This window comes from Pseudomonas sp. No.117, from assembly GCF_054558395.1.
The window spans coordinates 184,671-198,489 of the sequence record NZ_BAAJNP010000004.1; the positions used below are offsets into that span (position 1 = coordinate 184,671).

The 13,819-nt window shown below is 66.5% G+C and carries 15 protein-coding genes; 4 read left to right on the forward strand and 11 right to left on the reverse strand.

Annotated features, from left to right (window positions below):
• The first annotated feature begins 52 nt into the window (after positions 1–52).
• The 4 genes from ACYJP6_RS10705 to ACYJP6_RS10720 are packed head-to-tail and all read left to right on the forward strand — an operon-like array spanning position 53 to position 3,514.
• Positions 53–304 (forward strand): acetyl-CoA carboxylase, encoded by a 252-nt coding sequence (locus ACYJP6_RS10705; protein ID WP_459474965.1) that lies wholly within the window; start codon positions 53–55, stop codon positions 302–304.
• Positions 301–1,674 carry an acetyl-CoA carboxylase biotin carboxylase subunit gene (locus ACYJP6_RS10710; RefSeq protein ID WP_459474966.1) on the forward strand — a complete coding sequence of 458 codons (1,374 nt, stop codon included), beginning with the start codon at positions 301–303 and terminating at the stop codon, positions 1,672–1,674. The genes ACYJP6_RS10705 and ACYJP6_RS10710 overlap by 4 nt, the downstream gene beginning before the upstream one ends.
• Positions 1,671–2,543: a 5-oxoprolinase subunit B family protein gene (locus ACYJP6_RS10715; protein ID WP_459474967.1), complete on the forward strand. Its 873-nt coding sequence runs from the start codon at positions 1,671–1,673 to the stop codon at positions 2,541–2,543. Before ACYJP6_RS10710 ends, ACYJP6_RS10715 begins: the two co-directional genes overlap by 4 nt.
• Complete coding sequence (locus tag ACYJP6_RS10720; RefSeq protein WP_459474969.1) at positions 2,540–3,514, forward strand: 5-oxoprolinase subunit C family protein; 975 nt, start codon at positions 2,540–2,542, stop codon at positions 3,512–3,514. The genes ACYJP6_RS10715 and ACYJP6_RS10720 overlap by 4 nt, the downstream gene beginning before the upstream one ends.
• 26 nt (positions 3,515–3,540) lie before the next feature.
• On the opposite strand, the gene ACYJP6_RS10725 is transcribed toward ACYJP6_RS10720, so the two are convergent.
• The 11 genes from ACYJP6_RS10725 to urtA form a co-directional block, all read right to left on the reverse strand.
• A complete protein-coding gene (locus ACYJP6_RS10725; protein WP_459474970.1) occupies positions 3,541–4,407 on the reverse strand; it encodes an urease accessory protein UreD in 867 nt (288 codons plus the stop codon).
• The gene (gene ureG / locus ACYJP6_RS10730; protein ID WP_459474971.1) at positions 4,404–5,063 is read right to left on the reverse strand and encodes an urease accessory protein UreG; all 660 of its coding nucleotides are present in this window, start codon (positions 5,061–5,063) and stop codon (positions 4,404–4,406) included. The genes ACYJP6_RS10725 and ureG overlap by 4 nt, the downstream gene beginning before the upstream one ends.
• A gap of 26 nt (positions 5,064–5,089) precedes the next feature.
• Positions 5,090–6,802, reverse strand: a complete 1,713-nt coding sequence (gene ureC / locus ACYJP6_RS10735; RefSeq protein ID WP_459474972.1) for an urease subunit alpha — start codon at positions 6,800–6,802, stop codon at positions 5,090–5,092.
• 3 nt (positions 6,803–6,805) lie between these two features.
• Complete coding sequence (locus ACYJP6_RS10740) at positions 6,806–7,501, reverse strand: urease subunit beta (RefSeq protein WP_007162459.1); 696 nt, start codon at positions 7,499–7,501, stop codon at positions 6,806–6,808.
• Positions 7,502–7,540: 39 nt separating this feature from the next.
• On the reverse strand, positions 7,541–8,260 hold the full coding sequence (locus tag ACYJP6_RS10745) for an urease accessory protein UreF (RefSeq protein ID WP_459474973.1): 720 nt from the start codon (positions 8,258–8,260) through the stop codon (positions 7,541–7,543).
• Positions 8,257–8,697: an urease accessory protein UreE gene (gene ureE, locus ACYJP6_RS10750; protein WP_459474974.1), complete on the reverse strand. Its 441-nt coding sequence runs from the start codon at positions 8,695–8,697 to the stop codon at positions 8,257–8,259. Before ureE ends, ACYJP6_RS10745 begins: the two co-directional genes overlap by 4 nt.
• A 21-nt stretch (positions 8,698–8,718) precedes the next feature.
• Positions 8,719–9,408 carry an urea ABC transporter ATP-binding subunit UrtE gene (gene urtE, locus ACYJP6_RS10755; RefSeq protein ID WP_007162456.1) on the reverse strand — a complete coding sequence of 230 codons (690 nt, stop codon included), beginning with the start codon at positions 9,406–9,408 and terminating at the stop codon, positions 8,719–8,721.
• 2 nt (positions 9,409–9,410) lie between these two features.
• Entirely contained in the window at positions 9,411–10,148 is a 738-nt protein-coding gene (gene urtD / locus ACYJP6_RS10760; protein WP_007162455.1) for an urea ABC transporter ATP-binding protein UrtD, read from the reverse strand.
• A complete protein-coding gene (gene urtC, locus ACYJP6_RS10765; RefSeq protein WP_459474975.1) occupies positions 10,145–11,287 on the reverse strand; it encodes an urea ABC transporter permease subunit UrtC in 1,143 nt (380 codons plus the stop codon). The genes urtD and urtC overlap by 4 nt, the downstream gene beginning before the upstream one ends.
• Position 11,288: 1 nt before the next feature.
• Positions 11,289–12,191 carry an urea ABC transporter permease subunit UrtB gene (gene urtB, locus ACYJP6_RS10770; protein ID WP_039976323.1) on the reverse strand — a complete coding sequence of 301 codons (903 nt, stop codon included), beginning with the start codon at positions 12,189–12,191 and terminating at the stop codon, positions 11,289–11,291.
• 92 nt (positions 12,192–12,283) lie between these two features.
• Positions 12,284–13,465 carry an urea ABC transporter substrate-binding protein gene (urtA, locus tag ACYJP6_RS10775; RefSeq protein WP_459474976.1) on the reverse strand — a complete coding sequence of 394 codons (1,182 nt, stop codon included), beginning with the start codon at positions 13,463–13,465 and terminating at the stop codon, positions 12,284–12,286.
• Positions 13,466–13,819 lie beyond the last annotated feature (354 nt).

The following is a 13,819-nucleotide window of genomic DNA, read 5'->3' on the forward strand; positions in this document are numbered from 1 at the left end:
ATTCTTCGCTCTGCCTGCCTTTCCGACAACATCGCCTAGAAGAGGAATCGTCATGGCCGAACATTCGGTGCTCTCGCCCCTGCCCGGGACGTTCTATCGCAAACCCACGCCCGACGCGGCGCCCTATGTGGATGCCGGGGAAACCGTCACCGCCAACACCGTGATCGGCCTGGTCGAGGTGATGAAGCAATTCTCGGAGGTCCATGCCGAGGTGGACGGGACCCTGGTCGCCTTCGCGGTGGAAGACGGCGACCCGGTCGAGCCCGGCCAGCTGCTGGCCACCCTGAGTGGAGTGGCCTCGTGAGCGCGACAGGGGGCGGTTTTCGCCGTCTGCTGGTAGCCAACCGCGGTGAGATCGCGGTGCGCATCCTGCGCGCGGCCAAGGCCTTGAACATCGAAACGGTGCTGGCCTGCAGCGAGGCCGATCAGGACTCCCTGGCGGCGCGGCAGGCCGATGCCGTGGTGGTGATCGGTCCCGCGCGGGCGGACCGGAGCTACCTCAATGTAGAGGCCCTGCTCAAGGCCTTGCGTGACAGCGGCGCCGATGCGGTTCATCCCGGCTATGGTTTTCTGGCCGAGAACGCCGCCTTTGCCGATGCGGTGGAGGAGGCCGGTGCCGTCTTCGTCGGCCCTTCGGGTGACATCATCCGCCGCATGGGCGACAAGGCCGAGGCGCGGCGTACCGCGCTGGCGGCTGGCGTCCCGGTGGTACCGGGCTCTACCAGCGAACCGGCCGATATAGAGGCAGCCATAGCGGCAGCGGAAACGGTGGGCTACCCGCTGCTGATCAAGGCGTCGGCCGGGGGAGGAGGCCGGGGCATTCGCCTGGCGCGGGATGCCGCCGAGCTGGCGCGGGAATTTCCCATTGCCCAGCGTGAAGCCCAGACCGCCTTTGGCAGTGGTGCCCTCTATCTGGAGCGCTTCATCGAGCGCGCTCGGCACATAGAGGTGCAGATCCTTGGTGACGGCCAGCGCGCCGTGCACCTGTTCGAGCGCGAATGCTCGCTACAGCGGCGCCGGCAGAAGCTCCTGGAAGAGGCACCATCGCCGGTGCTGAGCGCTGCCCAGCGCGAGACCCTGTGCGCCAGTGCGGTACGCCTGGCCGAAAGCCTCGGCTACCGCGGCGCCGGTACCCTGGAATACCTGTTCGACGAAGCCCGGGGCGAGTTCTTCTTCATCGAGATGAACACCCGCATCCAGGTCGAGCATCCAGTCACCGAGGTGGTCACCGGCATCGACCTGGTCCAGGCCATGCTGCGCATCGCCGGCGGTGAACCCCTCGGGCTGCGCCAGGAAGACATTCATCTGCAGGGCGCCGCCATCGAGCTGAGACTCAACGCCGAAGATCCGGCGCGCAATTTCTTTCCCAGCCCCGGGACGGTCGAGCAGCTCGCCTGGCCGCAGGGCCCGGGTATCCGCGTCGACAGTCATCTCTATGCGGGCTATCGGGTGCCGCCTTATTACGACTCGCTGCTGGCCAAGCTCATCGCCCATGGCGCCGATCGCACCGAGGCCCTGGCCCGGGCCCGCCAGGCGCTGGACGCATTGCGCCTGACCGGCATGGCCACTACCGCAGCCCTGCATCGCCGCCTGCTGGACGAGCCCTGGGTGATCGAAGCGCGCTTCGACACCGGTACCCTGGAACACTGGTTGGCCGAGGAGATCCCCGCATGACGACCGCGATTCGCTATAGCTTCGGCGGCGACGAGCACCTGTTCGTCGAGTTGTCCGAAAGCATGTCCCTGGAGGCGTTCTTCCGTGGCCTGGCCATGACCCGCGCGGTGCAGGCACTGCAGTTGCCCGGCATCCACGACATCTGCCTGGCCAACGCCTCTTTCCAGATCCGCTTCGATCCCGACGTGCTACCGCCCGACCAGCTGCTGGCCGCCGTCCAGGGCGTGGAAGACCAGGCGGTGGCCGAACGCCAACTGGCCACCCGGCTGATCGAGATCCCGGTGCTCTACAACGATCCCTGGACCCACGAGACGCTGATGCGCTTTCGCGATCGCCACCAGGATCCGACTGCCACCGATCTGGAGTATGCGGCTCGCATTAACGGCCTGGCCGATGTCGAGGCCTTCATCGCCGCCCATAGCGGCGCGCCCTGGTTCGTCTCCATGGTGGGTTTCGTCGCCGGGCTGCCCTTCATGTTCCAGATGGTCGAGCCCGAGCGGCAGCTGCAGGTGCCCAAGTACCTGCGGCCCCGCACCGACACACCCAAGCAGACCCTCGGCCACGGCGGCTGCTTCGGCTGCATCTATTCGGTACGGGGCGCCGGCGGCTACCAGATGTTCGGGGTGACGCCGGCCCCCATCTACGATCCGGCGCAGCGTCTCGACTACCTGCAGGAGCACATGGTGTTCTTCCGGCCCGGCGACATCGTCCGTTTCCGCGCCATCGACCGTGCCGAATACGACCGGATGCTGGCCGAGGTGGAGGAGGGTAGCTTCATCCTTAACATCCGTCCGGTGGATTTCTCCCTGGACGCCTTTCTCGATGATCCCCGCGGCTATCCGCGCACCCTGATGGAGGAGCCGGCATGATCAAGGTACTCAAACCCGGCCTGGCCACCTCGATCCAGGACCTCGGCCGCGAAGGCTATTACCACCTGGGCATCCCGCCGTCCGGGGCCATGGACAGCTACGCCTTGCGCGCGGCCAATCTGCTGGTGGGCAACCCATCCGGCGCCGCCGCCCTGGAGTGCACCTTGCTCGGCCCGGAGCTGCACTTCGGCGAAGACGCCCTGGTCGCCCTGAGCGGCGCGCGCATGACGCCACGCCTGGACGGCGCCGAAATGCCATTGGACGAAGCCTTCAGCGTGCAGGCCGGCCAGGTGCTCAAGTTCGATTACCTCAAGGCTGGCGCCCGGGGTTACCTGGCCATCGCCGGCGGGTTCGCCGTGCCCGAGGTGCTGGGCAGTCGCTCGACCTACGTCCTGGGCAGTCTCGGCGGCTTCCAGGGTCGAAGGCTCGCCGCCGGTGACGAACTGACTGTCGGAACCCCGGCGACAGGCGCCAAGCCTGGCACCCGCTTGCCCGACGACCTGGTACCCGCCTGCGGCGGCGAGGTGACCTTGCGGATCGTACCGGGTCTCTATCATCACCGCCTGACCTCAGAGGCGGCTGAGGCCTTCTTCGCCGACACCTGGACGGTGGGCTCCGAAGCCGATCGCATCGGCTACAGATTCAAGGGCGGCCGGCCGCTGGCATTCACGCCGCGCGAACAACCTTTTGGCGCCGGCTCGGATCCATCCAATATCGTCGACAGCTGTTATCCCATTGGCTCGATCCAGGTACCAGCCGGCCTCGAACCCATCGTCCTGCATCGCGATGCGGTCTCTGGCGGTGGCTACGCCATGATCGGCACGGTCATCAGCAGCGACCTGGACCTGATCGGCCAGCTGCAGCCCAACCAGAAGGCGCGTTTCGTCGCCGTGACCCTGGAAGAAGCCCTGGCGGCGCGGCGTGTCTACCAGGACCGCCTGCGGCGACTGGATCGGGCAGTGGCGCCCTGAGCGGCCGTGGTCCGGCCGCTGCGCGATCACTTGCGTCGCGGCCGGGGCGCCACGCCGGTCAGCTGTTCACGGACGCCGGACCAGGCGCGGTGCAGTCCGCTGCGCAAGGCCACCGCATCCAGGGTCATCAGGCGCACGCTGACCCCGCAATCGTTGGGCAGGGTGCTGACACCGACATAGCTGTCGGGCAGGGTGCCCAGGGCCTCGCGCAGGCGTTGCTTGAGCGCCTCTACCGGCAGCTCCTGACCCACCAGCATGAACGTCGCCAGGGCCTGCATCTCCTCGCTGACTCCCGGCAGACCGCTACGCAGGTCGGCACCGGTCAGGGCCAGGCGATCACCCGCCAGCAGGCGCCCGTCCAGGCTGCGTACCTCCAGATCGGCGCGATAGGCGTCGAACACCCCAGTACTGCCAGCGGGCGCATGCAGGCTGAAGGCATCGCAGAGCATCACCCGGGCCTGGGGATGCAAGACCACCCTGACCTGGCTGTGGAGCCGGGCCTGGGGGAACAGGATCGTCGCCATCGGCAGGTATTCGAGCCAGGCCCCTTTGCCGGCTTCCAGGCTCACCCGCTGCCGCGCCGGTTGTTCGAGCATGCTGTGGGCGACGGTGGCGGCGCCGGTGCTCAGGTAGGCCTGGCTGCCCGGTTCGGCCCTTAGCTGCAGATGCAGGTGTTCCCCGGCGAAGAGGCCGCCGGAGCAGGATTGCAGGTACACCGCGGCCATGCCTGGCGGATCGTCGGGCAGTCTCAGCGTACGCCCCAGGTGGAAGGGGTAGCCCACCCGCTGCGCGGATACATAGCTGCCACCCGCCGGGGCCTGGCTGAAGGTGATCCGCGCCTGGGGCGCGACGGCTTCGGTCAGCGGACGAAAGAGCGTCTGGGGCGCGTTCATGGACGGTCGAACAGCACGGCGCGGCTGATGGTGTCGACGACCGCATCGACGCCTTCCCCCGTCGCGCAGTTGGTGAACAACACCGGCTTGGCGCCACGGGCGTCGGCGGACTCGCGGCGCATCCGGGCCAGATCCACCCCGACGTAGGGCGCCAGATCGTACTTGTTGACCACCAGCAGGTCGCAGCTCAGCACGCCCGGACCGCGTTTGCGCGGAATGTCGTCTCCGCCGGCGACGTCGATGACGAAGATCCAGTAGTCCACCAGATCCAGCGAGAAGGTCGACGCCAGGTTGTCGCCCCCGGATTCGATGAGGATCAGGTCCAGCCGGGGGAAGCGCACCTCGAGCTCGTCCGCCATCTGCAGGTTCAGGGTCGGGTCCTCGCGGATCGCCGTGTGCGGGCAGGCGCCGGTTTCCACGGCGCGTACCCGTTCCGGGTCAATCAGGCCGCTGCGGCGGACGCGCTCGGCATCCTCGCGGGTCGCGAGATCGTTGGTGATCACCGCGAGTTCGGTGCCGCGGGCGAGGAACCGCGGGATCAGCTGTTCCAGCAGGCGGGTCTTGCCCGAACCCACGGGGCCACCGATGCCCACCCGGGCGGCGCCGGCATGGGCGAGCGGCTCGATCGAGGTCTGGGCGGCGTTGGGTGTATTCATCAGGGCACTCCTGGTATCTAGGAACATCAGCGCAGCAGGTAGCGCTGGGCGAGCGGAACCTGGCTGACCGGCTCGCAGGTCAGCCGCTCGCCATCGGCGTAGACGTCGAAGGTCTGCGGATCGACGCGGATGTCGGGGCAGGCGTCATTGTGCAGCATGTCGCCCTTGCGCAGCGTGCGGGTGCCGATGGCGGGGAGCAGCGCCTTCTTCAGACCCAGGGCGGCCGCGGTGCCGGCCTCGACGGCCAGGCGGTTGACGAAATTCACCGCCAGCGCCTGCTTGGCCTCGCCGAACGCGCCCCACTGCGGGCGCATCACCAAGGGTTCGCAGGTATAGAGCGAGGCGGCCGAATCGCCCATGACGCCATGGACGATGAAGCCGCCCTTGACCACCAGTTCCGGCTTGATCCCGAAGAACGCCGGGCGCCACAGCACCAGGTCGGCGAGCTTGCCCGGCTCCAGTGAGCCGATGTAGCGGTCGATACCGAACACCCGGGCGGCGTTGATGGTGTACTTGGCGATGTAGCGCTTGATGCGCTCGTTGTCGCCCAGCAGGGTGCTCTCTTCCGGCAACCGACCGCGCTGATCCTTCATCTTGGAGGCCAGTTGCCAGGTGCGGCAGATGACTTCGTTGATCCGGCCCATGCCCTGGCTGTCGGAGCCGAGGATCGAGATCGCCCCGGTGTCATGCAGGATGTCCTCGGCGGCGATGGTCTGAGGGCGCACCCGCGATTCGGCGAAGGCCACGTCTTCCGGTACGTCCGGATTGAGGTGGTGACAGACCATGATCATGTCCAGGTGCTCGTCGAAGGTATTCACCGTGTAGGGATTGGTCGGATTGGTGGAGGAGGGGATGCAGTTGGCCTTGCCGGCCACGCTGATGATGTCCGGCGCATGACCGCCGCCGGCCCCTTCGGTGTGGTACATGTGAATGGTGCGATCACCGATGGCGGCCAGGGTGTCTTCGAGGAAGCCCGACTCGTTGAGGGTGTCGGTGTGCAGTTGCACCTGGAAGTCGTACTCGTCGGCGACCTTCAGGCAGGTATCGATCACCGCCGGCATCGCGCCCCAGTCTTCGTGGATCTTCAACCCCAGGCAGCCACCGCGCAGCTGGCCCAGCAGAGATTCGGGCTTGCTGGAATTGCCCCGCCCGAGGAAGCCGAAGTTAATCGGCCAGGCTTCGGAGGCCTGCAGCATCTTGCCGACGTTCCACTCACCGCCACAGTCGATCCCCACCGTGATCGGCCCCAGCGAGCCGCCGATGAGGGTGGTGAGCCCCGCCGCCAAGGCGTGCTCGCAGAGTTGCGCCGAATCGAAATGCACGTGCACGTCGATGCCGCCGGGGGTGACGATCAGGCCCTCGGCATCGCGCACGGTGGTCGCGATCCCGCAGACCAGCTGCGGGTGCACGCCATCCATGACCTGGGGATTGCCCGCCTTGCCGATGGCGACGATCTTGCCCTCCTTGATGCCGATGTCGCCCTTGACGATGCCGAGCACCGGGTCGATCACCAGGGCATTGCAGATCAGCATGTCCAGGGCGCCGTCGTCGCTGTTGTGCCCGGGCATCAGGCCCATGCCGTCGCGCAGGGTCTTGCCCCCACCGTGCAGGCATTCGTCACCGGGCACCGAGTGGTCAAACTCGACCTCGGCCAGCAGCGAGGTATCGCCCAGGCGGACGGCGTCGCCGACTGTTGGGCCGTACATCGCGGCGTATTCCTTGCGGGTCATCGTCGCCATGGCTCAGGCTCCCTTGAATTGTTGTGCGCGGGCGCGCTGCAAGGCCGTGGCCTTGCACGCCGGATCGTGCAGGTTGCCGTTGGTCAGGCCGCTGAAGCCGTGGATGTCGCCGCTGCCGCCGAATTGCACCAGCTGCACCTCGCGCAACTCGCCGGGCTCGAAGCGCACGGCGGTCCCCGCGGGGATGTCCAGGTGCATGCCGAAGGCGGTTTCCCGCGGGAAGTCCAGCGCCTTGTTGACCTCGAAGAAGTGATAGTGGCTGCCGATCTGCACCGGCCGGTCACCGGTGTTGACCGCCCGCAGCGTCGCGGTGGGCCGGCCGGCGTTCAGCTGGATGTCGCCGGCGGGGGAAAGGATCTCTCCGGGCGTGGGTCCGTCTGCCAGGGCCAGGCGACCGGGGCGGATGGGCTGGTGCACGGTGACCAGCTTGGTACCGTCGGGAAAGGTCCCTTCCACCTGCAGCACCGGCAGCAAGTCGCTTACGCCGGGCAGGACGTCATCGGTGGTCAGGAGGGTCGAGCCGAAGCCGATCAACTCGGCGACGCTGCGGCCTTCGCGGGCACCTTCGAGAATCTCGTCGGCGATCAGGGCGCTGGCTTCCGGAAAGTTCAGACGCAGGCCCTTGGCGCGACGTTTGCGCGCGAGCTCGGCGGCGGTGTACAGCGTCAGGCGTTCGAGCTCCGTAGGGGTCAGCAGCATGATCTAGCTCCTATCTGGCCGGCGCGCAGGGCGGCCGGCTCAATTGGCGAACAGTCGCAGTTCCTGGGTTTCGTGGCGCATCACGGCGATTTCGGCCAGCGGGGTGAAGCCGCTGGCGTCTTCGAGCGCGGGAAGGGGCTGGGCGAGGATGTCCAGCAGCAGGGGTTGGATCGCGGTCAGGACCCGCTGGGCATCCAGATGACCCATGACGCCCAGGCGGATGGCGGCACTCACCAAACCGGTACAGAGCCCATGGGCGGCGGCCAGCTGGCAGTGCTCCTGGTGCATGCCCAGGCGCTGCCACAGCAAGCCCTGCACCACCGCCAGGTGGCCCGGCACCTCGCCCGCCAGCACGAGGCGCTGGTAGGCGGCGGCATCCGGGGTGCCCATGGCGACGTGCACGCCCAGCAGCGACTGCCCCAGGCGCCGTGAGCCCAGGCGCAGCTCTTCGGCGAGCGTCAGCGCCTCGACCTGGGCGTCGAGGTCAGCCAGGGCCGCCAGGTCGGGGGCGCTCCAGGCCGCGGCCAGGAATGCCCGGTCGAAGCTGGCCCAGCGATGCCGCAGCTGGCCGGTGACGAAGCCACTGACCTGGGCGCTGCGATCCCGGGACATCCCCTGCTGGCGGCGTGGCAGGGCCTCGCCGCCCAGGCGTCCGTCGGCGACCAGTGTCTCCAGCCCCCAGGACCAGGCGACCGCGCCGCCGGGGAAGAAGCTGTCGGCCTGTTGCAGCGCCAGCAGGCTGCTGTGCAGCGAATTCATGCGCGCGCTACCCGGCCGTCGGCCAGCATCGGCGCCAGGCGTTCGAGGTAGTCGGCTTCCGGCCCGGACAAAGGAATCTGCAACTGGTCATCGGCGAAGCGCACCTGCCAGTGCATGTTGCCGGCGAAGTAACCCAGTTCGAGCGCGGCGGCGGCGTCGCGCGGGCGTAGCCTCAGGTATTGCGGATCCTGCATCTGCACGATGATGGCGCGCTGACCGTCGAGCAGCAGCACCGAGCCGTTGCGCAGCTGCTGATGGCGCTCCAGGCGAATGGCGCAGTCGGTGCCCTGGTCGCTGGCCAGGCGCAGGCGATGCCGCTGGATATCGCTGGTCGAGAGGACCAGGGTCTCCACCTGGCCACCGTGGCTCAGGGCGTGCAGCCTATCGGCGAGCGCCGGGTCGCTGGCTTGGCCGAGGATGCGGTCGAGGATCAACATGGCGGGGTCTCCCGTGCCGGTTCAAATGGTCAGGTAGCGCAGGATGCGCTCGCGGTCGACGGTCTCGCGGACCTCGCTGTGGACGAACTCGCCCTTCTCGATGATCAGGTAGCGGTCGGCGACGGCCATGGCGAAGGACAGCACCTGCTCGGAGACGATCAGCGAAAAGCCGCGCTCCTTTTTCAGCAGGTTCAGGGCGCGGGCGATGTCCTTGATGATCGAGGGCTGGATGCCCTCGGTGGGCTCGTCGAGGATGAGCACCTTGGGGTTGGAGACTAGCGCCCGCGCGATCGCCAGCTGCTGCTGCTGGCCGCCGGAGAGATTGCCGCCCTTGCGCCGCCGCATCTCGAACAGCACCGGGAAATATTCGTAGACGTAGTCGGGAATCGGCGCCGCCGGTGCGCCCTGCATGCCACTGAGGATGTTCTCTTCCACGCTCAGGTAGGGAAAGATCATGCGGCCCTGGGGCACGAAGCCGATGCCTGCCGCGACCCGGTCGTAGCTCTTGCGCCCGCTGAGTTCCTCGCCGGCCAACTGGATGCTGCCGCTACGGGCGGGCAGCATGCCTACCAGGCTGCGCAGCAGGGTGGTCTTGCCCATGCCGTTGCGGCCCATGATGGCCAGGGATTCCGCCGGCGCCAGACTCAGGTCGAGGTTACGCAGGACATGGCTGTCGCCGTAGTACACGTTGAGGTTGTTGACGGTCAGCATGCTCAGTGCCCCAGGTAGACGTCGATGACCCGCGGATCGTTTTGCACCTGATCCATCGAGCCGTAGGCCAGGGTCTTGCCCTGATGCAGGACGGTGACCTTGTCGGCCACCGACTTCACGAACTCCATGTCGTGCTCGATGATGACCATGGCGCGCCCTTTGGCGATCTGCCTGAGCAAGCCCGCGGTCTTTTCCCGCTCTCCGGCGCTCATGCCCGCCACGGGTTCGTCGAGCAACAGCAATTCAGGCCGCTGCATCAGCAGCATGCCGATTTCCAGCCACTGTTTCTGGCCGTGGGAGAGCAAGCCCGCTTTGCGGCCGAGGTGCTCGTGCAGGAAGATCATCTCGGCGGTACGCTCGATTTCGGCGTGCAGCGCCCGGTCCTGGCGGGCGAACAGGCAGTTGAATAGGCCGCGCCTGTCCGGGGAGGAGATGTCCAGGTTCTCGCGGACGGTCAGGTCCTCGTACACCGAGGGATTCTGGAACTTGCGACCGACGCCGGCGCGGGTGATCTGGTACTCGATCAGGTTGGCCAGCTGCAGGTCCTTGAAGCGGATGCTGCCGGCACTGGGACGGGTCTTGCCGCAGATCATGTCGAGCAGGGTGGTCTTGCCTGCGCCGTTGGGACCGATCACCACGTGAACCTGGTCTTCCTCGACGTAGAAGTTGAGGCCGTCCACGGCCTTGAAGCCATCGAAGGACACCGTCAGGTCCTCGACACTCAAGAGGATTGCGCTCATCGCTCGACCTCCCGGTTGGTCAGGCGCTGCAGCAGCCCCGCCAGGCCCGCCGGCAGGAACAGCACCACGCCCATGAACAGGAAGCCGATGAAGTACTGCCAGAAGGTGACGAAGTTCTCCGACAGATAGGTCTTGGCCACGCCGATCAGCAGGGTCCCGTAGACGGCGCCGACCAGCGACAGGCGGCCGCCCAGGGCCGCATAGATGACGATCTCGGTGGACGGAATGATGCCCACCAGCGAGGGGGAGGCCAGGCCCACCTGCAGGGTGAACATCACTCCGCCAAGGGCCGAGATCAGCGCCGCCACGGCGAAGATGAACGCCTTGAACAACGCCGTGTTGTAACCGGAAAAGCGCACCCGGTCTTCGCGGTCACGGATGGCCACCACCACCTTGCCCAGCCGGCTGCGCAGGATGAAGCCGCACAGGGCCACGCAACCGAGCAACAGCAGCGCCGTGATGAGGTACAGGATCCAGGGGGTCTGCGGGGTTTGCAGGCTCAGGCCGAAGGCGGTCTTGAAGTCGGTGAGGCCATTGACGCCACCGGTGTAGCCCTGCTGGCCGATGATCATGATCGACATGATCGCCGCCAGCGACAGGGTGATGATGGAAAAGTATACCCCGCCCACGCGCTTCTTGAAGTAGGCGTAGCTGAAGGCGAACGCCAGCAGCGGCGGTATGACCAGGATCGCGGCCAGGGTGAAGGTCGCCGACTCGAACGGCTTCCACCACCAGGGGAGGGCGTCGACGCTGTTCCAGATCATGAAGTCGGGCAGGGCGGAGCCATAGAAGGCCGCCAGGGCACTGGCGGCCTCGTCGGTGGCGGTGGCCTCGAGCTTCAGGTACATGGCCATCATGTAGCTGCCCAGGCCGAAGAAGATGCCCTGGCCGAGGCTGAGAATACCGCCGTAGCCCCAGATCAGCACCATACCCAGGGCGCAGAACGCCAGACTCAAGTATTTGCCGACCAGCCCGAGGCGGAAGTCACCCAGGCTCAAGGGCAGGATGACCAGCAGCAGGATCGACAGCCAAAGCAATCCATGGCGCTCGATCAAGGGCAGCCAACCCGCGCTGCGGCTGCGCTGGGCGAGGGAGGCTGCCTGCGGCCGGCCCAAGGGCTTTTCAGTCATGTTATTCATGTCAGCGTCTCACTTTCGCGGCGAACAGGCCGTTGGGGCGGAAGAACAGCAGCACGATCACCACCAGCAGGGTGATGGCCTTGGCCATGGAGCCCGTGGTCAGGTATTCCAGCGATATCTGCGTCTGGCCGATGGCGAAGGCGGACAGGAAGGTCCCGAGCAGGCTTTCCACGCCGCCGAACACCACCACGATGAAGGTATCCACCAGGTACTGCTGGCCGCTGACCGGGCCGGTGGAGGCGAGCATGGTGAAGGAACTGCCGGCGATACCGGCCAGGCCGCACCCGAGGGCGAAGGTCACGGCGTCGACACGCGCGGTATTGATCCCGGCGGCCCCGGCCATGGCGCGGTTCTGGGTCACCGCGCGGATGCGCAGGCCCCAGCGGCTGCGGTAGAGGAACAGGAAGACGGCCCCGGCGATGACGAAGGTCAGGCCGATGATGAAGATCCGGTTGAGCGGCAGCTCCAGCCCCGCGGTGACCTTCCAGGCGCCCTGCAGCCACTGCACGGTCGGCACGCTGACCTCCTTCGGGCCGAATGCCTGGCGAAACACCTGCTGCAACACCAGGGACAGGCCCCAGGTGGCGAGCAAGGTGTCCAGGGGCCGGTTGTACATGAAGCGGATGAAGCAGCGTTCGAGCAGGAAGCCGAAGGCGAAGGTCACCGCGAAGGCCACGCCGATGCCGACGAGGAAATACCAACCCATGAACTCGGGTAGGTAGCGCTGGAAGACCAGGGAGGTGACGTAGGTCATGTAGGAACCCAGCGCCATCAGCTCGCCGTGCGCCATGTTGATGACGCCCATCAGGCCGAAGGCGATGGTCAGGCCCAGCGCCATCAGCACCAGTACCGAGAACAGCGAGAATCCGCTGAACACCTGCATTATCAAGATATCGAGAGTCATAGCGTCGCTACCTGTCGCTGCACGGGGGCGGAGCCGTGCTCACCGCCCCTGGATGGCCACCGGCGCGAGGCGAGTCGCGCCGGCACCGGGCTTTACAGTTTCGGGAAGGGATTGGGTTCGATGGGCGCGGACTCGTAGAGCACGTCGACCTGGCCCTGGGCGTTGATCGTGCCGATGCGCGCGCGCTTCCACAGGTGGTGGTTGTCCTTGTGCACCTTGACCTCGCCTTCCGGGGCATCGAGGGTCAGCTCAGAAGAGGCGGCGATCACCGCGGGGACGTCGAAGCTGCCGGCCTTTTCCACCGCCTTCTTCCACAGGTACACCGCGGTGTAGGCGGCCGCCATGGGATCGCCGACCACGCGCTGCTGGCCGTAGCGCGCCTTGAAGGCGGCGACGAACTTGTCGTTGACCGGATTCTTCAGGCTCTGGAAGTAGCTCATGCAGGTCAGGAAGCCGGTGAGGTTCTCGGCGCCGATACCCGTCACCTCTTCCTCGGTGACGGCCAGCGCCATCAGCGTCTGGTTGCTGCTGTCGATACCGGCCGCCTTGAGCTGCTTGTAGAAGGCCACGTTCGAGCCGCCGACCACGGTCGACAGGACGATGTCCGGCTTGGCGGCCTTGATCTTGTTGATCACCGAGGAGAACTCGATGTTGCCGAGCGGCAGATAGTCCTCGCCGACGATCGAGCCGCCTTGCTTGGTCACCGCCACGCGGGCGAGCTTGTTGGTGGTGCGCGGCCAGATGTAGTCGGAGCCGATCAGGTAGACGCTCTTGCCCTTGTTGGCCATCAGCCAGGCGACCGCGGCCAGGGTCTGTTGCGAGGCCTCGGCGCCGGTGTAGATGATGGCCGGGGACTTCTCCAGCCCCTCGTAGAACGTCGGGTAGTAGAGCAGCCCCTTGTTGCGCTCGAACACCGGCAATACGGCTTTGCGGGAGGCCGAGGTGAAGGCGCCGAAGGTCACCGCCACATGGTCGTTCTCCAGCAGTTTGCGCGCCTTTTCGGCGAACGTCGGCCAGTCGCTGGCGCCATCCTCGACGATCGGCTCGATGGTCTTGCCCAGCACGCCACCGCTGGCGTTGATTTCTTCGATGGCGAGCTTTTCCGCATCCACCACGGAGGTTTCGCTCATCGCCATGGTGCCCGTGAGCGAGTGGATGATGCCCACCTTGACGGTGTCAGCCGCCTGGACCTGGCTGGCCAGGGACAGCGGCAACAGGCTGAAGGCCCCTAACAGCAGGGCATGCTTGATCAAACGGCGCTTGTCGTTGTGCATTTGCTTTCTCCCCAGGAATAAAAAAAGCCCGACGTCCCGGTTGGTCGAATAACCGGGAGGTCAGGCTTCTTGTGCCGAATCTGGCGGGACAACAGTGTCCGATCCAGTCGTACGCGGGGTGTCCCCCTACTTGCCAAGTGGGCGTAGGGCAAACAGCCAGCGCGATGTCTCGCAAGCGCTTTTGCAAGGGTGGTGCCAGGTGCCAGAAAGGCCCGGATCAGGGACGGGCGGGGGCTGTCGCCTGAGTTCCTTGCATTAATTGCACATTGGGCTGGCCATGCGCCACTTCGGCGCAGGTACGCCGCTGCCTGCACCAAAAGCGGGACGAATCGCCGTTGCCGTGACGGTCGTCTG

Excerpts from the sequence above, each read along its gene's own strand:
- urtA (WP_459474976.1), bottom strand. The coding sequence starts at position 13,465 with ATGCACAACGACAAGCGCCGTTTGATCAAGCATGCCCTGCTGTTAGGG.
- ACYJP6_RS10705 (WP_459474965.1), top strand. The coding sequence starts at position 53 with ATGGCCGAACATTCGGTGCTCTCGCCCCTGCCCGGGACGTTCTATCGC.
- ACYJP6_RS10745 (WP_459474973.1), bottom strand. The coding sequence starts at position 8,260 with ATGAATTCGCTGCACAGCAGCCTGCTGGCGCTGCAACAGGCCGACAGC.
- urtB (WP_039976323.1), bottom strand. The coding sequence starts at position 12,191 with ATGACTCTCGATATCTTGATAATGCAGGTGTTCAGCGGATTCTCGCTG.
- ureE (WP_459474974.1), bottom strand. The coding sequence starts at position 8,697 with ATGTTGATCCTCGACCGCATCCTCGGCCAAGCCAGCGACCCGGCGCTC.
- ACYJP6_RS10715 (WP_459474967.1), top strand. The coding sequence starts at position 1,671 with ATGACGACCGCGATTCGCTATAGCTTCGGCGGCGACGAGCACCTGTTC.
- ACYJP6_RS10740 (WP_007162459.1), bottom strand. The coding sequence starts at position 7,501 with ATGCTGCTGACCCCTACGGAGCTCGAACGCCTGACGCTGTACACCGCC.
- urtE (WP_007162456.1), bottom strand. The coding sequence starts at position 9,408 with ATGCTGACCGTCAACAACCTCAACGTGTACTACGGCGACAGCCATGTC.
- urtD (WP_007162455.1), bottom strand. The coding sequence starts at position 10,148 with ATGAGCGCAATCCTCTTGAGTGTCGAGGACCTGACGGTGTCCTTCGAT.
- urtC (WP_459474975.1), bottom strand. The coding sequence starts at position 11,287 with ATGAATAACATGACTGAAAAGCCCTTGGGCCGGCCGCAGGCAGCCTCC.
- ACYJP6_RS10720 (WP_459474969.1), top strand. The coding sequence starts at position 2,540 with ATGATCAAGGTACTCAAACCCGGCCTGGCCACCTCGATCCAGGACCTC.
- ureG (WP_459474971.1), bottom strand. The coding sequence starts at position 5,063 with ATGAATACACCCAACGCCGCCCAGACCTCGATCGAGCCGCTCGCCCAT.
- ACYJP6_RS10725 (WP_459474970.1), bottom strand. The coding sequence starts at position 4,407 with ATGAACGCGCCCCAGACGCTCTTTCGTCCGCTGACCGAAGCCGTCGCG.
- ureC (WP_459474972.1), bottom strand. The coding sequence starts at position 6,802 with ATGGCGACGATGACCCGCAAGGAATACGCCGCGATGTACGGCCCAACA.